The following is a 19942-nucleotide window of genomic DNA, read 5'->3' as shown; positions in this document are numbered from 1 at the left end:
GTGGGGATTGCCTATAGGGCCGATCACGAAGCTGTGTGCGTTTGTTGACTCGGCGCTTGAACAGCGAAGATCGCGACTGCCGACCGGCGCCCCCCGGCCAAGCCTCATGCTCAGACGGCGCTGGCTGCCGCCTGCTGCGATGCAGGCTCGCCGAGCAGTTCGGCCGCGTCTTCAGCCGCCAGCGGCTTGCTGTAGAGAAAGCCCTGCCCGTAATCGCAGCCTTCATAGAGCAGCATGTCACGCTGTTCCCGGCTTTCGATGCCCTCCGCGGCAATCTCGACGCCCAGCCCGTGACCGAGGCCCATGAGAGCGCGCATGATCCTGGTGCTGTCTTGGCCCGACCCCATCGCGGCAACGAAGCTGCGATCGATCTTGATGCGATCGAACTTCAGACTGCGCAAATGATACAGGCTGGAATAGCCGGTTCCGAAATTGTCCAACGCAATGCGCACCCCGGCAGCGCGTAACGCTGCGACGGTTTCTTCGACCAGGGGCATGTCCTGCGCCAGAGTGTTTTCGGTGATCTCGATTTCCAGCCGCTGCGGCGGCAAACCTGTCTCGCTGAGGATTGCCGGCACGTCCAGGCTGAAGCTCTTGCTCCGCAGCTGGATCGGAGACACGTTGACATTCAGCATCGTCTCTGCCGGCCAGCCACAAGCGTCCCGGCAGGCCTGGCGAAGCAAATGCTCGCCGAGACTCACGCTGAGACCGCAAGATTCCGCCACTGGGATGAAACGCTCCGGCGGCACGTCGCCCATCTTCGGATGGTGCCAGCGCGGCAGCATCTCGAAACCGGTAATGCGATTGCTCTTCAGATCGGCGAGCGGCTGATAGAAGGGCTGGATCGCACCGCTGGCGATCGCTGCGCGCAGCTCGGCCTCGAGGTAGGACCGCTCGCGAATTTGCGCATCCATCTCCTTCGAGAAGAAATGGTGGCTGGAGACTTCATCGGTCTTGGCTCGGTAGAGCGCCACATCGGCACGGCGGATCAACTCCTCCGCGTTGGCTCCATCTCGCGGAAACAAAGCGATCCCGATGGCAACGCCAACGACATGTTCCACGTCCCCCACAACCACCGGCGCGTTCAGCGCGTCGCGAACCCGGAGCGCAATCCCGCTGGCCGCTTCAGGGCCGAGCAGATGCGTGGCGATGATGCCAAACTCGTCGCCGCCCAGCCGGGCGACATCGGCACCGCTTTCGCGCAACGCATCCATCAGCCGTGTCCCGACCTCGCACAGCACCTCATCGCCGACCGGATGGCCAAACGCGTCGTTGATGAATTTGAAGCGATTGAGATCGAGCAGGAAAATAGCATGGCAGCGATCCGCACCGGGTGGCTCGGCGAGCGCCCTGGCCACGGTCTGGTCGAATTTTCGGCGGTTCGGCAAACCGGTCAGCGGGTCTTGCGAGGCAAGCTCGCGGGCCCGCCTCTCCGCCGCACGGCGCCGTTTCACTTCGCGCGCCTGGGCCCGCATGCGGCGGACCATCACGTAGAGATAGCTGCCGAGAATGAAGCAAATGACAAAAAGCTCGCCGAGCTCGAGCTCGGTGACCTCCGAGCGCCGCATCCCTTCCGCCGTCAGCAGTTCGTATTCCGCGCCCAAGAAGGTGAGAACGTAGGCAGCGAGGAGAAAGACGCCGACATCCCAAATCGTGAAGCGATTGCGTATGATAAAGTCTCTCGTTTTCTGAATTCTTTTCATTGGTGGCGCGCAACTCCTCCCGTCGGGGGCATATAGCGCCACTTTGGAATCATAGAATTAACGGGGGTGCCCAAGATCATGCGCACGATCCTCTGCTTCGGCGATTCCCTGACCTGGGGCTACAACCCGGTGGATGCATCGCGCTATCCGCCGGAGCAGCGCTGGCCCCGCATCCTGGAAGCCGAGCTCGGCGGCGCGGCGCGCATCGTCGAGGAAGGGTTGAACAGCCGAACCGCGGCCACCGACGATCCGGTGCGCCCCAGCAGAAACGGTCTCGCCGCCCTGCCTATGCTGCTGGAATCTCACGCCCCGCTCGATCTCGTCATCCTCATGCTCGGCAGCAATGACTGCATGCCGCGCTACCGGCTGAGTGCCGGCGATATCGCCCAAGGCATGGTCGGGCTGATCCGCGCCGTGCAGCAAAGCCAAGCGGGTCCGGGCAGCACGGCGCCGGGAACTCTGCTGATCGCGCCGCCGCCGATGGGCAGCTTGAGCCCCTTCCTATCGCTTGCCTATCAAGGCGGCGAAGCGGTCTCGGCGAGACTGGCCGAGGCCTATGCGGTTGTGGCGGCCACGTTCGGCTGCGCCTTCCTCGATGCGGGCAAGGCGGTGAGCGTGAGCCCAGCCGACGGCGTGCATCTCGATCCCGACGGCCATCGCGCCTTGGCGCTGGCGGTCAAAGACGCGGTTGCACCGCTGCTCTAACCGACGATGTGATAGCCGCCGTCGATATAATGCACGCTGCCGGTGACGTTGGCGGCTTCTCCGCTCGCAAGAAACGCGGCATAGGCCCCGACCTCTTCATTGGTCACCAGCTGATGCGTCGGGGCGCGCTCCGCCGCCTGATCCAGCAGCTCGTCGAAATGCGCGATGCCGGACGCCGCACGGGTGCTGAGCGGCCCGGGCGAGAGCGCATTGACGCTGATCCCCTTCGGCCCCAGCTCCGCCGCCATATAGCGGGTCGCCGATTCCAGCGCCGCCTTCACCGGGCCCATGATGTTGTAATTCTCGATCACCTTGTCGGCGCCGAGATAGGAGACTGTCATGCAGCTGCTCCCCGGCGCCATCAGCGGTTCGGCGCGGCGCACCATGCGGATGAAGGAATAGACCGAGATATCCATCGCGGTGACGAAGCCATCGCGCGAGCAATCCACCACCCGCGCATGCAGATCGTCCTTCGGGCAAAACGCGATGGAGTGAAGGCAGATATCGATACCGCCCCAGCGCTCCTTGATCTGGTCGAACAGCGCGCCGTATTGCCCATCCTCCCGCACATCGAGCGGCAGAAAAATCTCCGCCCCCAGCGCCTCGGCGACCGGACGCACATATGGCTCCGCCTTCTCGTTCTGATAGGTGATGGCAAGCTCGGCGCCTTGTTCCCGGAACGCCTTGGCACAGCCAAACGCGACCGAGTGCTCGTTGGCGATACCGATGACGAGAGCTTTCTTTCCTTTCAGGGAAAACATGGGCACCTCTTCTGTGATCTTTGGGGCACGCTAGAGCTCAACTATGACAGTTGGATTTGCGCTCCGTATGCGCGGCGAAATCGCGCGGAAAGCCGGTGCAGCAAAGAGCGATCCGGCGGGGACCGTTCGCCTTCGTCATTTGCCTTTGCACAGGCCTGGGTTAGCATCCGGCTAAAATCAATACCGATTCCACCGGGGAGAGCTGTCGATGGGAGGAGCGTCCATCCTGGCAAGACGCGGAGGTCGAAGAGCCGTGCGCCTTGCAACGCCGCTTCTGATCGTTTCGCTGCTCACAGCCTGCTCCGACGGCGCCGAGACGGGCGCCAAGCAAGACGCACCGCTGCCCAGCGTCGTGGTCGAAGCGGTGACCTCGCAAGATATCGCCGGCCAGGTCGACTTCGTCGGCCGCACCGAAGCCTCCCAGCGCGTCGATATCCGGGCGCGAGTCAGCGGCACGCTGCTCGAGCGGCCGTTCAAGGAGGGCGACGCGGTCGAGGAAGGCGCGCTTCTGTTCAAGATCGACCCGGCGGAGTTCCAGGCCAACGTGACGACGGCCGAGGCGCAGCTCGCCAAGGCGGAAGCCAGCTTTGATGAGAACGAGCGCAACCGGAAGCGCTATGAGGTGCTGCTGGAGCGCGAGACCGCCAGCCAAGCGCAATACGACATCGCCAAATCCCAGGCGGATCAGTCTCAGGCCGATGTCGAGGCGGCAAAGGCGGAGCTGGAACGCGCCAAGCTGGATCTCGGCTACACCACCATCACCTCGCCCATCGCCGGCCGCAGCGGCATCGCCAATGTCGATGTCGGCAATCTCATCGGCCCCGATAGCGGCGTGCTGGTCACCGTGCTGGCCCTCGATCCCATCGACGTCATCTTCTCCGTCGGCGAGCGCGATTATCTGAACTATACAGAGGCGGCCAAGACCGACCGGGACACATCCTTCACCCCGCAGATCCGTCTCGCCAACAACGCGCTCTACGGACAGACCGGCAAGGTCGACGTCATCGACAACAAGGTCGACCCCGCAACCGGCACCATTACCGTGCGCCTAGAATTTCCCAATCCGGACCGCCTGCTCGTGCCGGGACAATATGTCAGCGTGCTGCTGACCGGCGCCACGCCGGAGAAGCGGATCGTCATCCCGCAAGCGGCGGTGCAGGAGAACCAAGCCGGCCCCTTCGTACTCATCGTCGACGGCGAAGGCCGCGTCCAATCCCGCCCGGTCAAGACCGGCGACCGGGTCGGCGACAGTGTCGTGGTGCGCGAAGGTCTGACCGAGGGCGAGACCCTGGTGGTGGAAGGCATCCAGAAGGTGCGCCCCGGCGCTGAGGTGACCACCGATTTCCGCAAGCCGGCCGACGAGCCTGAGGTGATCGATCCGGAAGCGAGCCCCGAGGCGCCCGCCGGCACCCCGGACCCGACGCCGGACAATGAGAGCGAGACCGGGCCATAAGCCATGCTGAGCGCGTTCTTTATCACCCGCCCGAAATTCGCGTTCGTCATCGCCATCGTCACCATCATTGCCGGGCTGCTGGCATTGAGCGCGCTTCCGGTCGCCGAATATCCGGAGCTCACCCCGCCGCAGGTTCAGGTCTCGGCGAAATATCCCGGCGCCGATGCGAACGTCGTCGCCGAGACCGTGGCTGCGGTGATCGAAGGCGAGGTCAACGGCGTCGAAGGCATGACCTACATGTCGTCGAAAAGCGCCAATGACGGCAGCTACAGCCTCACCATCACCTTCTCCATCGAGACCGACGGCGACACCGCGCAAGTCAATGTGCAGAACCGCGTCGCCCAGGCGCTGCCCAAGCTGCCCGAAGAGGTGAAGCGCCAGGGCGTCAACACCGAGAAGAAATCCACCAGCATCCTCATGGTGGCCTCCGTGTTCTCGCCCGAGGGGACGTATGACGACATCTTCCTCTCCAACTATGCCGGCATCAATTTGCGCGATTCCCTGGCCCGGCTGGATGGCGTCGCCTCGGTCGAAATCCTGGGCGCACGCGATTACAGCATGCGCATCTGGCTCGAGCCGGACCGGCTGACCGCGCTCGGCCTGACCGCCAGCGACGTCATCGGCGCCATCCGCGACCAGAACATCCAGGCCTCTCCCGGCGCCATCGGCCAGGAGCCGGCGCCCGCCGGCCAGCAATTCCAATACACCCTCACCGCGCAAGGCCGCCTGACCGACGTCTCGCAATTTCAGGACATCATTCTGATCGCCAATCAGGACGGCTCGGTGGTGCGGCTGAAGGACGTGGCGCAAGTCGAGCTCGGCGCGGAGAATTACGGCTGGTTCGGCCAGCTCAACGGCAAGCCCGCCTCGCTGCTCGCCGTCTATCAGCTTCCCGACGCCAATGCCCTGGACGTCGCCACCGAGGTGCGCGCCGAGATGGAGCGGCTCGCGCAGCGCTTTCCCGACGACCTCGCCTATCAGGTCACCTACGACACCACTCTCTATGTGAAGACCTCGATCCGCGAGGTGGTGGTCACCCTGGTGCAGGCGCTGGCCCTGGTGGTGCTCGTGGTCTTCATCTTCCTGCAGGATTGGCGCTCCACGCTGATCCCCGCCATCGCCATTCCGGTCTCGCTGATCGGCACCTTCGCCGCCCTGCTGGCGATGGGCTTCACCATCAACACCATCAGCCTGTTCGGCCTGATCCTCGCCATCGGCGTCGTGGTCGACGATGCCATCGTCGTGGTGGAGAACGTGCAGCGCCATATGGCCGAAGGGCTGGATCCGCCGGACGCCACCCGCATCGCCATGCAGGAGGTGACCGCGCCGGTGGTCGCCACCACGCTGGTGCTGCTGGCGGTGTTCGTGCCGGTCGCCTTCACGCCGGGGCTCACCGGGCGGCTGTTCGAGCAATTCGCCGCCACCATCGCCATCGCCGTCTCGCTCTCCTCCATCAACGCGCTCACCTTGAGCCCGGCACTTTGCGCCACCATCTTGCGCCCGCCGAAGGAACATAAGAGCGGGCCCTTCGCCTGGTTCGAGCGCGGGCTGAACAGCACCCGCGGCGGCTATAACCGCGTGGTCCGCGCCCTGATCCGCCGCACCGTCATCGGCCTGGCGCTGGTCGCCGCCGTGTTCGGCGCGGCGGCCTGGTTCGGCCAGACCCTGCCCACCGGCTTCATCCCGCCGGAGGATCGCGGCGCCTTCTTCGTCGATGTGCGCCTGCCCGACGGCGCGGCCCTGCCCCGCACCGCGAGCGTTCTCTCCGAGGTCGAGACGATCCTGGCCAACACCGACGGCGTCGCCAATGTCATCGCGGTCGGCGGCTATAGCGTGCTGCAAGGGACCGTGGTGCCCAACGGCGCCTTCCTGATCGCCGTGCTGGATCCCTGGGACGAGCGCGACACACCGGAGCTCGGCCTGAAAGCCATCATGCAGAAAGTGGCGCCGGAATTCGCCGCCATCTCGCGGGCGGTGATCATCCCCTTCGTGCCGCCGCCGATCCCCGGCCTCGGCAGCACCGGCGGCTTCGAATTCGTGCTGCAGGATACCGAGAACCGCTCGCCGCAGTCTCTCTCCGCGGTGCTCAACGGCTTCATCTTCGCCGCCAATGGCCGGCCCGAGCTCTCCGGCGTATTCAGCACCTATGGCGCCAACTCGCCCCAGCTCTTCATCGATATCAACCGCCAGCTCGCCAAGACCAAGGGCGTGAGCATCGAAGATATCTTCACCGTTCTGAATGCCAATATCGGCGCCTATTACGTCAACGACTTCAACAAGTTCGGCCGCGTCTACCGGGTCTATGTGCAGGCCGAGGCGGACCGGCGCTCCTCGCCCGAGGATATCGGCAAGCTTTATGTCCGCTCCAACAGCGGGGAGATGGTGCCCTTGCGCACCCTGATCACCGTGGAGTCGGTGCTGGGACCCGAGACGATCGAGCGCTACAACATGTTCCGCTCCGCCACCATCAATGGCGACGCTGCCCCCGGCTTCAGCTCCGGCCAGGCCATCGCCGCCATGGCAGAGACCGCAAGCTCCGATCTCCCCGACGGCTATAGCTATGAGTGGACCGGCATGTCCTACGAGGAGATCAAATCGGGCGAGGCCGGCGCGGCGGTGTTCCTGCTCTCCATCCTGTTCGCCTATCTCTTCCTGGTGGCGCAGTATGAAAGCTGGAGTATCCCCTTATCGGTCATGCTGTCGGTGGTGTTCGCCCTGCTCGGCGCGCTCGCCACGCTGAAATTCGCCGGCGTCGCGCTGAACACCTATGCGCAAGTCGGCCTCGTCCTGCTCATCGGCCTTGCCGCCAAGAACGCCATCCTCATCGTCGAATTCGCCAAGGAGCGGCGCGAGGCCGGCGAGACCATTGTCGATGCGGCCGAGCATGCCGCCTCCTTGCGCTTCCGCGCCGTGCTGATGACGGCGCTCTCCTTTGTGCTCGGCGTGCTGCCTCTGGTGCTGGCCACCGGCGCGGGCGCCGCGGCACGCGTTTCCGTCGGTCTCACCGTGTTCGGCGGCATGCTGCTGGCGACCATCCTCGGCGTCGTCTTCGTGCCGTTCCTCTATGTGCAGTTCCAGCGCTTGCGCGAGGCCTCCAAGGGCGCCAAAGCCGGCGAGGCGGACGAGGCCGCCGCGCCGCCCAAGACACAGCAAAGCTGAGGCGCCCGGCTTGGCATTTGAGATCGGAGGAAATGTGCTCACACAGATCATCCTGGGCTCGGCCATGATCGTGATCACCACCTTCATCCAGGGGCTGTTCGCCGTCACCGGCATCGAGCGCCTGCGCGAGCATCTGAAGCGCCACCCGACCAGCTCCCTCCCCCACGGGACGCTGAAGATCGCCGCTCTGGTGCTGTGGCTGTTCCTCGGCACCATCACCGAAGTCTGGAGCTGGGCCGTGCTCTATCTCGCGCTCGGCACTTTCGACACGCTGGAGCACGCGGTCTATTTCTCCACCGTCACCTTCACCACGCTCGGCTTCGGCGACATCACCCTGGACGAGGAATGGCGCCTGCTCTCCTCCTTCGAGGCAGCCAACGGCCTATTGCTGTTCGGCTGGTCCACGGCACTGGTCTTCGTCGGCGTCAAATGGGTCTACCGCGCCGATGTTTGATGGGCCTCAAGAAGCGCAGAGCGGAAAATTTGCCGCCAACAGGCCGCGACCGCGGCCCGGGCCATAGCCCGCCCCCGCGGAGCGGCGAGCGAAGCGCCGCCAAAGAGGGGGCAAACGAGCGTTCGCTATGTGCGCCGGACGTAACAACCGTTCGCCTCGCACTGATTTTCCGGTTTCAGCTAGAAGAAGATATCGTCAGTTGCATGAAACGTTTGCTGGTCTCGCTGCGTTCGCGCAGGAATTCCATTTAACAAAGAGGCCGCCAAAAGGCGGTGACCTGAGGTAAATGAGATGACACGCGACATATGAACGGACAACCCGAACTTCCTCAACAACGTCGCGCGGCCTCGCGTTCACGGCAGTTGAATAGCGAGAGAGTCGCGTTTCAGCATCTTCGGAATTGCTTCCCAGGATTCGAACATTCCTATTTTGCGCAGCTCTGTTGGTCCGCGAACTCTCAAACCACGCGTCATAACCGGTACATGGCGACCCAAGCGCGGTATGAACGTGTTTGTATCGACAATTAGCCTAGATGGCCGGTCGCACGATGGAAGCGGAATCTGAAATTCATTCTTCGGGCTTCCGAAGCCGACAGACTCCTGGTAACTGTTCAGAAACAGAAGCTTTCTTGTTCTATCCTGCATCTCCACAACGAAATACACGTACACATCCTTGTTAGGATTCACCTCTAACAAAAGAAATTGCCAAGGCGCTGCCAGAGAATCTTCCGACGCAGGGAAGCGAAATCCATCGTCGAACCCCGCTCCAAAAGTAACCCCAAAGGTGCCCTGTCGTATCCTTGCAGTGTCGGAATATGGACCGGCATAACGCTGCCAGCCCTGTTCCAAAGGCAGCACCCTGTCGCGTATCTGGATTGTAAATTCTGTCCGAGCCGCCCGCAGAGAGATCTTATCCTCGATAAGTCTACTTAGCTCTTCCGCTGCTAGGCGGCGACTTGGGTTTAGTGGAGTAGTTTGATGGGCCTCAAACGGCCCGTGAAGATGTAGGTCATGCTGGAGCGACGAACATATCAAGGGAGTCCGATGGCTTCTCGTTATGTAGCCTAACTCAAAATTCGGCCATGCTTTCCCGAGTGAATTCTCCGAAATCAAAAAAATGGCCAGATCGCACTGCTCCATCTCAAGCAAAAGGGTCGAACGCCATTCTTGACCTGGAGAAAGCTTCTTCGGATCCATGGACCTAAAGAAATCTACACATGGAAGCATAGATTCCATATGAGCAATGATTGCCTCAACAGCATCACTGTCTTCGCTTGCATAACTCACAAATATTTTTGGCATCGAAAAATATATATTATTTAAGTTTCTGACTTTGTTTTCTTTCCGGCCTCCATAGAAAGAGACCAATGAGAATGACTTGGCCTAACAGCAGGCCTAGGAACATTTTCGTCAATTTTATTCCTATGGCCGCAGCAAACTGTCCTATAGCTCTGCCCAGTTATATCATTGTAGTACGCGGCAAGCTCATAACCCGTCAGATTTAACCTATACACTTTGCCGACCGGGAGTGCCGGATATTCAGTCCACTTACCTGCGTCATAGCGCTTTTCGCTATCCGCAGTCCCCACCAGCACATCTAATGCAACGCCCTTCCCCACATTCTCAATAACCCAAGTTGATTCTTCATTTGGGTCAAAATCTACATTTCTAAAAACAATTAAACACCTCTGATCGGCCTTCCGCGTTCTCTTATAAAGTATATAAGTCAACAATGGCACAAAAATTGCGATTATAAGTGTTGCGATGTCATTCGCAACATCAAAATACCCCCCGACCTGACTCTCATAAATAAGATTTCCATCTACTATATACTTCATAACGCAGTTCCATTAGATACACGCGCCGCCAAACAACTATTAAACTTTTCCCGATTCTAGTTTTAGTTTTGCTGACAAGGATTGCAAACGTCAAGGTGGTAAAGGGACGAGTCATGAGCCCGGATAGCCTCGGCTGCAGCAAGAATGTGCGATGCAATAGGCATATCGATATCGTCGGTTCTGGCGCTCCTTGCGCTCAGCAAGCGTCCTGGGCAGTTCGCGGCCAATTTCTCGGTTGCGGGTGTCAGCCCGGCGAAATCATCGGACTTGGTTCAGAGTACCCGAATACGAAATGGTGCGGACGGCGGGGGTCGAACCCGCACGGGCTTTCGCCCTCAGGATTTTAAGTCCTGTGTGTCTACCAATTCCACCACGTCCGCATGCGCGCTTCGGGAGAAGCGCGAGCGCCCGTACCCGCCCCCAATTTCGCGGCAGGGCTTGAGCGCATGGCCAAATCGGCCTTTGCCTCTTTTGCCCGGTTTGCAGCATTTTGCCTAGCCCGCGCGTCGGCGTGACCACTCTATGGTTTGCGCGCCCGCCTAAGCCGGATCGGATTTCCGCGCCGCGCCGAGCGAGACATTGATCAGGGTGCATGGGCCTTCATGCGGATTGCGCCAGGCATGGCGCGCGCCGTTCTGGACGATGGCGTCGCCGGCGGAGAGCGCCGTCTTGGAGCCGTCGGCCAGCTCCATCTCGCAGGCGCCGGACGCCACATAGATCAGATCGATCGTATCGGTCGCGTGCATGCCGGGATTTTTCGGATCCATCGCCGCGAGTAGCCCTGGCAGCCGCTTCTGGGTCTCGACCACGGCCGCCGCGGCACTCATCTTCTCCTTTAGCGCGGTGCCGTCCGGCGGCAGCACGATGACCTGAAAGCGGAAGCCCGTCTCCGGCGGAAACCACTGGGTGAAGTCCGGCGCCGCCCCGTCATTGGGCAGCACCGGCGCGGCATCGCTCCCCCAAAGGCTGAAGAACTGCGCGCCGGGCATCAGCGGCACCTCGATGGGCGGCTCCTCAGCGTCGCTGGCGACAATGGAGGCGCCATCGGCCGTTTCGCCGGTGACGACCCGGCGGATGGGGCGGGAGGGATTTGACGACATCGAAGATCCTCTTGGCTGCTTGGCCCCAGCATAGCGCGAGTCTAGAGGAACGAGCCGCTCCGCTCCTCCGGCTCCTCTTCGCGTGCAGGCGCCGAGGACGGCACCGGCGCCAGGATCTCGGCCCGCGAGCGGCTGGCCCCCGAAACGCCCTGCCCCGCCTCCAAGCTCGCCTTCAGCAGCAGGAACAGCGTCAGCGCATTCAGGAGATGCCAGAGGAAATGGGTGCCGAGCTTATGGCCCGAGGCGATCACCGTGCCGCAAAGCGCCAGATCCAGCGAGCGGAAGGTGACCGAGATGGCGAAGATCAAAGCCGCCCACAAGATGGTGGTGCCGGCCCTCTGTTTCCGCGCCCAAAGCAGCGCCCCGATCACCGCCATGGCGAGCAGCGCCGGGAAATAGGCGATGGAGCCGTTGAAGCAGGGCGATGCGCCGGTGACGTTCGGCCCCGGAAAACCGATCGCCCCGTCGAAACAGCGAAGCTGCATGGTGCCGGCGGCAAGCCCGGCGAAACCGGCGACGATCAGCACCGTCCAGCCCGGCGGCACGCCGAGCAGACGGTTCAGCGCAAAGCCGAGATTGACCAGGACGAAAAGCCCGATGGGAATGGTGTCGGCCAGCGAGGTCGCCTCGGTGGCGAAGAGGTGGAAGGACAGGCTGCCGAGCCCGATCACGAACACCAGGCCGATCAGCAAATAATGGTCGGCGCTCCTGGCCGCGGCCGGGCGCCGGTAAAACAGCCAAAGCCCGGCCAGCGCCGCCAGCAGAAAGGCGGCATTGGTCGCAGCATTCACAGGCTCGGCGAGCAGGTCGGGATTCACCCCGCGCTCGCAATAGAGATAGACGTGCTCCCCCAAGACCCGATGTCCCCCTTTTTCCGTGGGCTCCAAAGCCGCTTTTGGGGTTTCGGAGCCGCGGCGCCTCGCTTAAGCTGCCGCTTCGATACGACCGGAATCGAAATGGAGCGGCGGCAATGAACCGGACCGGTTTCTTCAAAAGTGCGTCCCTTGCGACTTTGTTCCTCGCAAGTTGTGCGGCCCCGGCCCTCGCGGACGGGTATAGCGACCCGTATGCCGCCGTCGTGCCCGACGAGCACTCCATTACCGTGGATGGGAAATACGGCACGCCGAGCGCCGTTTCCGGCCGCGTCCGCCTCGGCCCCCATGGCTATCAGGTGCAGACGCCGGGCGGTGCCTGGCTCAACTGCACCTTCAATTGCGCCTATACGCTGCGCAACGCCACGGTGGATTTCTGGCATCGCGACGACGCGCCGGGCGGCGGCTGAGCCCTAGCCGCGCCGCAACCGGCCGCTCAAATCGCGGCCTTCCCTGATCGGGAGCCCCCATGCTGAACCGGCTCTACGCCTTCTGGCTGAACATCCGCTCCAGCCTCTGGGCACTGCCGCTCGCCATGACGCTGGTCGCGGTGGTGGCCGCGCTGGCCTTGGTGCGCGTGGATCTGGAGGTCGGCGACACCCCGCCCTGGTATCTCTATAGCGGCACGCCGGACGGCGCCTCCCAGTTCCTCTCCGATCTGGTCACCGCCATCATCACCATGGCGACGCTGGCCATCTCCATCACCATGGTGGTGCTGACGCTCGCCGCCCAGCAGCTTGGGCCGCGGCTGATCCGCAGCTTCATGGCCGATTGGCGCACCCAGGCCAGTCTCGGCCTGATGATCGCCAGCGTGGTCTATCTGATCTTGGTGCTGCGCTCGATCTATGCCGCAGATAACGGCGTGCCCAATATCGCGGTCACGGCCGGCACTGCGTTGATCCTGATCAACATCCTGGCGCTTCTGATCTTCGTGCATCACCTCGCCCGCTCGATCATCGCCGATACGGTGATCGCCCAGGTCGGCGGGATGCTGGACGAGGAGATCGAGCGGCTTCTCCCCTATGAGAAGGACGACGAGCCGAACGGCGAGATGCCGGACTTCCCGGAAAAGGACGCCGCGCCGCTCCCTGCATCGGCGAGCGGCTATATCCAGGGCATCGAGCATGAGAGCCTGGTCAAGATCGCGGCGAAGAACGATGCCGTGATCCTGCTGGAGGCGATTGCCGGCGACCACCGCATCGAAGCCGCCAGCTTCGGCAAGATTACGCCCGCCAGCTGCGCGCAAGACGATGTGATCGAAGAAATCCAGGCCTGCATCCAGCAAAGCAGCGGCCAATATCCGGTACAGGATCTTCGCTACTACATCCATCAGCTGGTGGAGATCGCGCTTCGGGCGCTGTCGCCCTCGATCACCGATCCGTTCACCGCCATGGCGGCGATCGACAGGCTGGCGAGCGCAATGCAGAAGGTGATGCGCCGCGGCCGGCCGCAAACAGCCTGGTGCGACGAGGATGGCACCGTGCGGCTGATCGCGCCGCGATATGGCTTCGCCGCGCTTGCCGATACCGCCTTCTTTCAGATCCGCCATCACGCCGAAGGCAGCCCTTCGGTGCAGATCCGCCTGATCGAGGCGCTAGCCCAGCTCGCCGAGCACGCCCATCCCGAGCAGCGCGAGGTGCTTCAGGATCAGGCGCAAGCCACCGTCAATGCGATGGAAGATCGCCTCGAGGACGAGGACAAGCTGCGCTGGGCGAAAGAGAAGCTCGCGGCCATCAAGAAAAGCGGATAGGCAGGGCCAGCCTCACCGGGCGCTATTTCTTGGCGACTTTCGGCGGAACCAGCTTGATGTTCAGCTCTTTCAGCTGCGCCTCGTCGACGGTCGAGGGCGCCCCCATCAGCAGATCTTCGGCCTGCTGATTCATCGGGAACATCACCACCTCGCGCAGATTCTCCTCGCCGCAAAGCAGCATCACCATACGGTCGACGCCCGGCGCGATGCCGCCATGAGGCGGGGCGCCGTATTGCAGCGCGCGCAGCATGCCGCCGAATTTCTCTTCCAGCACGTCCATGGGATAGCCGGCGATATCGAACGCCTTCTGCATGATCTCCGGCTTGTGGTTCCGGATCGCGCCGGAGGAAAGCTCGATGCCGTTGCAGACGATGTCGTACTGATAGGCGAGCACGTCCAGCGGCTCGATCCCTTCCAGCGCTTCCATCCCGCCTTGCGGCATGGAGAACGGGTTATGGGAGAAGTCGATCTTCTTCTCCTCCTCGTTCCACTCATACATCGGGAAGTCGACGATCCAGCAGAAGGCGAACTGATCGGTATCGGTCAGCTCCAGATCGTTGCCCGCCTTGACCCGCGCCCGGCCGGCGAAATCGGCGAACTCATACGGCAGACCGGCGACGAAGAACACCGCATCGCCGTCCTTCAGCCCGAGCTGCTCGCGGATCGCCGCGGTGCGCTCCGGCCCGATATTCTTGGCGATCGGCCCTGCCCCTTCGCCCTCGCGGAAGAAGATATAGCCGAGCCCTGGCTGCCCCTCGCCTTGCGCCCAGCTATTCATCCGGTCGCAGAAGGCGCGGCTGCCGCCGCCGGGGGCCGGGATCGCCCAGACCCGGGCGTTCTCGTCCATCTCCAGCATGCCGGCGAAGATCTTGAAGCCGGAGCCGCGGAAATGCTCCGAGACATCTTCCATCTCGATGGGATTGCGCAGGTCCGGCTTGTCGGTGCCGTACTTCCGCATCGCCTCGGCATAGGGAATGCGCGGAAACTCCTGGGTCACCCGCTTGCCGTCAGCGAACTCCTCGAACAGGCCGCGCAGCACCGGCTCCACCGCCTGGAACACGTCTTCCTGGGTGACGAAGCTCATCTCGATATCGAGCTGATAGAATTCACCCGGCGAGCGGTCGGCGCGGGCATCCTCGTCGCGGAAGCACGGCGCGATCTGAAAATACCGGTCGAAGCCAGCCATCATCGTCAGCTGCTTGAACTGCTGCGGCGCCTGGGGCAGCGCATAGAACTTGCCCGGATGCACCCGGCTCGGCACCAGATAATCGCGCGCGCCTTCCGGCGAGGAGGCCGTCAGAATCGGGGTCTGGAACTCGAAGAACCCGGCATCGCGCATGCGCTGGCGCAGCGACCAGATGATCGCCTGGCGCTTCATGATATTGGCGTGCAGCTTCTCGCGGCGAAGATCGAGGAAGCGGTAGCGCAGCCGCGTCTCCTCCGGATAATCCGGCTCGCCGAACACCGGCACAGGCAGCTCGGCCGCCTCGGACAGCACCTCGATGGATTTGATCCGCACCTCGACATCGCCGGTCGGCAGGTTCGGATTGACCGTCTCCGCCTCGCGAGCGACCACCTCGCCGTCGATTTTCACCACCCATTCGGCCTTCAGCTTCTCGGCCTCGGCAAAGGCCGGCGACTCCGGATCGGCGACGCATTGGGTCAGCCCGTAATGATCGCGCAAGTCGATGAAAAGCAGGCCGCCATGGTCGCGGACGCGATGGACCCAGCCGGACAGCCGGACGGTTTTGCCAACGTCGTCGCGTCGAAGTTCGCCGCAGGTATGGGAGCGATAATCGTGCATCGGAAATGGTTCTTTGGAAGGCCAAAAAGGCAAGGATCGGGTGCCGCGGAACAGCGCATGCGCGGCCCGGTTTGTCAAGATGAGCGGCGCCGCGGACCGCCGCAAGCCGGCGCGATCCCGGCTGCCGCATTCTCGTCAACAGCTCGTTTCGTGCAAATCCTTGGCGCGGGGCCCCCGGTTAAGCTATATCGGCCAGTAACCATGCGATTAATCACCACCTCCGAGGAGCTCGCGGCGACCTGCCGGGAGCTGGCCTCAGCTCCATTTATTGCCGTCGATACGGAGTTCCTGCGGGAGCAGACCTTCTGGCCGAAGCTATGTCTCGTCCAGATGGCTGCCGGGGACACCGAAGTGCTGGTCGATACCCTGGCGCCGGGCATCGATTTGGCCCCGTTCTTCGAGCTGATGTTCAATGAGAACGTGGTCAAGGTGTTCCATTCCGCCCGCCAGGACGTGGAGATCGTCCACCACATGGCCGGCGACGTGCCCAAGCCGATCTTCGATACCCAGGTCGCCGCCATGGTGTGCGGCTTCGGCGAATCGGTGGGCTACGGCATGCTGGTGAAGCGGATGCTGAACCGCAATCTGGACAAGACCTCCCGTTTCACCGATTGGAGCCGCCGCCCCCTCTCCGAACGCCAGCTGACCTACGCGCTGGGCGACGTGACACACTTGCGGGACCTCTACCCCGATCTGAAGGCCCAGCTCGACCAATCCGGGCGGGAAACCTGGCTGCGCGAGGAGATGGCGGTGCTCACCGACCCAGCCACCTACGAGCTGCATCCGGAAAATGCCTGGAAACGCCTGAAGATCCGCACCAAGACGCCCAAGGCGCTCGGTATTCTGATGGAGATCGCCGCCTGGCGCGAGCGCGAAGCCCAGACCCAGGACGTGCCCCGGGCCCGCATCCTCAAGGACGACGCGCTGCACGACATCGCCAATCAGGCGCCGCGCACGCAGGAAGAGCTCGGAGGGCTGCGCACCCTGCATAACGGCTTTGCCCGCTCGCCGCGGGGCCGCGCCGTCCTGGAAGCGGTGGAGGCAGGCCTCGCCCGCGATCCGAAGACCGTGCCGCGGCTTCCCCGCAACGAGCCGCTGAAGCCCGAAGCCGCCGCGGTGTTCGATCTATTGCGGGTGCTTTTGAAAGCGACCGCCGGGCATCACGGCGTTGCGCCCAAGCTGATCGCCACATCCGACGATCTGGAGCAGATCGCCCGCTCCGATGCCGCCGACAATCCGGTGATGAAAGGCTGGCGCAAGACCCTGTTCGGCGATCAGGCCCTGGCGCTGAAACGCGGCGAACTCTCCCTCACCATCAAGGATGGCGAGATCGTGGTGGTCCCCGCCGGCAAGGATATCCTCGCCGGCTAGCAGGCCGGCTTAGGGCTCGGTGCGGTAGAGCTTGGCCCGCCGCACGGTGAGCTTCTGCTTCACCTCGGTGCGGGTATCGTCCGATAGGGAATCGATAGTCTCGACGAAGCAGCGCAGCTCGCCGCGCAGCCCGTGGATCTGATCGATCAGATTCAGTACCACCGGCACCTCCTCCTCGCCAAAGCCGAGATCGTCGAGCAGATCGCGGATCAGCGCGGCCCGCGCCAGATCCGCTTCGCTAAAGCCGTCGTCGTCCTGCGCGGTCGGCCGGATCCAACCTTCGTTGACCCAGACCCGAAGCCGCGAGACGGTGAGCTTGGGCACCTTGGCCACAAGATCGCGTTCCTTCAGCATCAGGTTCCCACCCTCAGTTTCGAGCGCGGGTCATAAGGATGCTTGTCCCGCCAGCTTCCGAGAAACTCTTTCAGCTCGTCATCGACGGTCTCCGGCATCGTCACCTGGAGCTTCACGAACTGATCGCCGGTGCCCGCCTTGGCCTTGATGCCGCGCCCCTTCAGCCGCAGCGTCTGGCCGGTATTGGAGCCGGCCGGAATGGTCATCGAGACCGGGCCGTGAATGGTCGGCACCTCGACCTTGCCGCCGAGCCCCGCCTCGGCAAGGGTCAGCGGCAGCTCCACCGTGATGTTGTTGCCGTCGCGTTTGAACACCGGGTGAGACCGGACGGTGATCTCCACCAGCGCATCGCCCGAAGGCGCGCCGCCCGAGCCCGGCGAGCCCTTGCCCTTGAGACGCAGCACCTGGCCGTCGCGCACGCCGGCAGGCAGGCTGACATCCAGCGTGCCGCCATCGGGCAGCGTGATGCGCTTCTTGGCGCCGTTGGCGGCTTCCAGAAAATCGACCTCCAGCCGGTAATTGGCGTCCTGGCCGCGCATGGCGAAGTTGCGGGCGCCGCCGCCGCGTGCGCCGCCCGCAGCGCCGCGCTGGCCGAACAGATCGCTGAAGATATCGCCGAGATCCTCGAACCCGGCCGAGGAGTAATATTGCTGGCCGCCCTCGCCGCCGGCATATTCGCGATAGTAGCGCTGCTCTGGCCGCTCCTGGCCGGACGCGTCGATCTCGCCGCGATCGTATTTGCCGCGCTTCTCCTCGTCGCCAAGGATCGAATAGGCGGCCGAGGCTTCCTTGAATTTGGCCTCCGCAGCGCTGTCGCCCGGATTGAGGTCGGGGTGATACTTCTTCGCGAGCTTGCGATAGGCCTTGCTGATGTCGTCGCCACTCGCGGTCTTCGACACGCCAAGCACGGAATAAAGATCGTCTGCCATTTACAAGAGATGTTCCGGTTCTGCTTTGATCGTGAAATGGGATAGGACACCATGATCCCCAATGTCATGTTAATTGGGGACACGATAATTCGGGGTGTTTTGTAGTTGGGGTCTCTTAACCCCGCTCACAAGCATAGCTGCGGAGCTTAGACTGCAGCCTTCTCCACCGCATTGCCGACCCTGATCTCATCTTCCTTGCCGAGCAGCCCGGCCAAGGTCTTGAACCGGCGCCCGACCCGCTCGCCGTCCAGATTGTCGTAAGGCGCCGGCAAGGTCCAGACCAGCCGGTCGCCTTCGAAGCTGAGCGGGGTATGCGGCAGCACGCCCGGCAGCGAGGCGCTGACCATATTGGCAGCACGGAAGGCGGCCCCGAGAATACGGGCCCGCTTCACCTGATCGTCGCCGATCAGCTCCATCAGCGACAGGCTGAGCTCGTCCTTCACGAAGCCTTCGGCGCGGAAATAGACCGCAAGCGCCAGAAGCGCCCGGCCGACATGATCGACCCCGGCGAAATTGCCCTGCGCCACCGTGTCGAGGCTTTGCGTGCCGCGATAATCGGGATGCGCCCGCCAGCCGATATCGGAGAGCAGGCATGCGGCATGGCGAAGACGCCGCTCATCCTCCGTTTCCGGATAGCCGGCGCCGCCGAACAGCGTGTCGGTCCATTCGCAAAGCTCGTAGGCGTAGTCCACCGAGCGCGAGCGGCGCTCCGCCAGATCCTGGCAGGCGACCAGCAGCGGGTCTTCCTTCCGCTGCGTCTCGTCGAGCAGCGTATAGAGCAGCCCTTCCCGGATGCCGTAAGCCGAGATGACGATGGATTTCGGCTTCATCCGGCGAATGATCCGCTCCAGCACCAACGCGCCATAGGGCAAGGTCTCACGCCGCGCGCTGGAGACTTCGCGGATGCCGGCCAGCGATGTCTGGGACTGATGATCGAGCACGGAGGCGAATTTCAGCGCATCCTCCGCCTTGATGCGGAAATCCTGCATCACGCTCAAGGGATAGTCGATCTCCGCCATATAGACCCGGGCGAAAGCGCGCCACGTGCCGCCGATGGCGTAGAAATCGCGGTCCTTGCCGTTTTCCAGCCACGAAACCTTGTCGAGCTCCTCGTCGACGATATCGCGCGCCTTCTTCAGGCTGCCGCCGGAAACGTCGATCAGCCGCAAGCCGCCAAGCGGCAAGGTGACGGCATCACCCGGCGTGCCATCGGCGATATCCACCAGCTCCAGACTGCCGCCGCCCATATCTCCGGCGAGCCCTTGCGCATGGCGATGGCCGGAAATCACACCCGCCGCGGCAAGCTCCGCCTCCATGCGGCCGGTCAGAAGCTGCACCGGCGCATCGAGAATCGCTTCCGCCTCGGCGACGAAGTCCGGACCGTTTTCGGCATCGCGCGCCGCCGCGGTGGCGATCACCTCGACGGTCTTGGCCTTGGTCTGATCGATGATGGCGCGAAAGCGGTGCAAGGCGTGCAAGGCCCGCTCCACCGCCTTCGGCGCAAGCTTGCCCGTAGACGCGACTTCGCGGCCGAGACCGCAAAGCACCTTTTCGTTGAAAAGCGGTACGGGGACGCGGGTTGCGCCCTCATAGACGACCAGCCGAACCGAGTTGGACCCGATATCGACGATCGCTACAGGGCTTAGGTCATCGCGACGGGCCATGGGCAGCCGGAAAAGCTTCATCAAAG

17 protein-coding genes and 1 tRNA gene are annotated in these 19942 nt (G+C 63.1%); 7 read left to right on the top strand and 11 right to left on the bottom strand.

Annotation, left to right across the window (positions count from 1 at the left end):
* Positions 1-110 precede the first annotated feature (110 nt).
* Positions 111-1745 (bottom strand): bifunctional diguanylate cyclase/phosphodiesterase, encoded by a 1635-nt coding sequence (locus tag HT051_RS07310; protein WP_174541427.1) that lies wholly within the window; start codon positions 1743-1745, stop codon positions 111-113.
* Positions 1746-1781: 36 nt separating this feature from the next.
* On the opposite strand from HT051_RS07310, the gene HT051_RS07305 reads away from it, so the two are divergent.
* Positions 1782-2408, top strand: a complete 627-nt coding sequence (locus HT051_RS07305; protein ID WP_174541426.1) for an SGNH/GDSL hydrolase family protein — start codon at positions 1782-1784, stop codon at positions 2406-2408.
* On the opposite strand, the gene fabI is transcribed toward HT051_RS07305, so the two are convergent.
* Complete coding sequence (gene fabI, locus HT051_RS07300; RefSeq protein WP_174541425.1) at positions 2405-3169, bottom strand: enoyl-ACP reductase FabI; 765 nt, start codon at positions 3167-3169, stop codon at positions 2405-2407. The genes HT051_RS07305 and fabI overlap by 4 nt on opposite strands.
* A gap of 253 nt (positions 3170-3422) precedes the next feature.
* Here fabI and HT051_RS07295 point away from each other — a divergent pair, with 253 nt between their 5' ends.
* Genes HT051_RS07295 through HT051_RS07285 form a run of 3 tightly spaced genes read left to right on the top strand, consistent with a single transcriptional unit; the run spans position 3423 to position 8235 of the window.
* Positions 3423-4622 (top strand): efflux RND transporter periplasmic adaptor subunit, encoded by a 1200-nt coding sequence (locus HT051_RS07295; RefSeq protein ID WP_174541424.1) that lies wholly within the window; start codon positions 3423-3425, stop codon positions 4620-4622.
* A gap of 3 nt (positions 4623-4625) precedes the next feature.
* On the top strand, positions 4626-7781 hold the full coding sequence (locus HT051_RS07290; RefSeq protein WP_174541423.1) for an efflux RND transporter permease subunit: 3156 nt from the start codon (positions 4626-4628) through the stop codon (positions 7779-7781).
* Between the two features lie 34 nt (positions 7782-7815).
* Positions 7816-8235 carry a potassium channel family protein gene (locus HT051_RS07285; RefSeq protein WP_174541422.1) on the top strand — a complete coding sequence of 140 codons (420 nt, stop codon included), beginning with the start codon at positions 7816-7818 and terminating at the stop codon, positions 8233-8235.
* A gap of 353 nt (positions 8236-8588) precedes the next feature.
* Here the strand turns inward: HT051_RS07285 and HT051_RS07280 are convergent, their stop codons facing one another.
* The 5 genes from HT051_RS07280 to HT051_RS07260 all read right to left on the bottom strand — a co-directional run bounded on the left by HT051_RS07280 (position 8589) and on the right by HT051_RS07260 (position 12026).
* Entirely contained in the window at positions 8589-9521 is a 933-nt protein-coding gene (locus HT051_RS07280; RefSeq protein WP_208454404.1) for a toll/interleukin-1 receptor domain-containing protein, read from the bottom strand.
* A gap of 32 nt (positions 9522-9553) precedes the next feature.
* Entirely contained in the window at positions 9554-10072 is a 519-nt protein-coding gene (locus HT051_RS07275) for a hypothetical protein (protein ID WP_174541420.1), read from the bottom strand.
* A gap of 293 nt (positions 10073-10365) precedes the next feature.
* A tRNA-Leu gene (locus tag HT051_RS07270) sits at positions 10366-10452 on the bottom strand.
* A 159-nt stretch (positions 10453-10611) separates the two neighbouring features.
* A complete protein-coding gene (locus tag HT051_RS07265; protein WP_174541419.1) occupies positions 10612-11172 on the bottom strand; it encodes a cupin domain-containing protein in 561 nt (186 codons plus the stop codon).
* A 41-nt stretch (positions 11173-11213) separates the two neighbouring features.
* Positions 11214-12026 (bottom strand): ceramidase domain-containing protein, encoded by an 813-nt coding sequence (locus HT051_RS07260; protein ID WP_174541418.1) that lies wholly within the window; start codon positions 12024-12026, stop codon positions 11214-11216.
* A gap of 224 nt (positions 12027-12250) precedes the next feature.
* Between HT051_RS07260 and HT051_RS07255 the strand changes: the two genes are divergently transcribed.
* Together HT051_RS07255 and HT051_RS07250 are read left to right on the top strand one after the other, a co-directional pair.
* Complete coding sequence (locus tag HT051_RS07255; RefSeq protein WP_174541417.1) at positions 12251-12454, top strand: hypothetical protein; 204 nt, start codon at positions 12251-12253, stop codon at positions 12452-12454.
* A 59-nt stretch (positions 12455-12513) separates the two neighbouring features.
* Entirely contained in the window at positions 12514-13794 is a 1281-nt protein-coding gene (locus tag HT051_RS07250) for a DUF2254 domain-containing protein (RefSeq protein ID WP_174541416.1), read from the top strand.
* 22 nt (positions 13795-13816) lie between these two features.
* On the opposite strand, the gene aspS is transcribed toward HT051_RS07250, so the two are convergent.
* The gene (gene aspS, locus HT051_RS07245; RefSeq protein ID WP_174541415.1) at positions 13817-15598 is read right to left on the bottom strand and encodes an aspartate--tRNA ligase; all 1782 of its coding nucleotides are present in this window, start codon (positions 15596-15598) and stop codon (positions 13817-13819) included.
* 201 nt (positions 15599-15799) lie between these two features.
* Here aspS and rnd point away from each other — a divergent pair, with 201 nt between their 5' ends.
* Positions 15800-16969 carry a ribonuclease D gene (gene rnd / locus HT051_RS07240; protein ID WP_174541414.1) on the top strand — a complete coding sequence of 390 codons (1170 nt, stop codon included), beginning with the start codon at positions 15800-15802 and terminating at the stop codon, positions 16967-16969.
* Between the two features lie 9 nt (positions 16970-16978).
* On the opposite strand, the gene HT051_RS07235 is transcribed toward rnd, so the two are convergent.
* The 3 genes from HT051_RS07235 to ppx form a co-directional block, all read right to left on the bottom strand.
* Positions 16979-17323 carry a MerR family transcriptional regulator gene (locus HT051_RS07235; protein ID WP_208454403.1) on the bottom strand — a complete coding sequence of 115 codons (345 nt, stop codon included), beginning with the start codon at positions 17321-17323 and terminating at the stop codon, positions 16979-16981.
* Positions 17323-18252, bottom strand: a complete 930-nt coding sequence (locus HT051_RS07230) for a DnaJ C-terminal domain-containing protein (RefSeq protein ID WP_174541413.1) — start codon at positions 18250-18252, stop codon at positions 17323-17325. The genes HT051_RS07235 and HT051_RS07230 overlap by 1 nt, the downstream gene beginning before the upstream one ends.
* A 146-nt stretch (positions 18253-18398) precedes the next feature.
* Entirely contained in the window at positions 18399-19916 is a 1518-nt protein-coding gene (ppx, locus tag HT051_RS07225; RefSeq protein WP_246810216.1) for an exopolyphosphatase, read from the bottom strand.
* Positions 19917-19942 lie beyond the last annotated feature (26 nt).

The sequence above is a fragment of the Methyloligella sp. GL2 genome, from assembly GCF_013341275.1.
In the GTDB taxonomy this organism is placed as follows: Bacteria; Pseudomonadota; Alphaproteobacteria; order Rhizobiales; family Methyloligellaceae; genus Methyloligella.
This window is presented reverse-complemented; position numbering and strand designations above follow the sequence as displayed.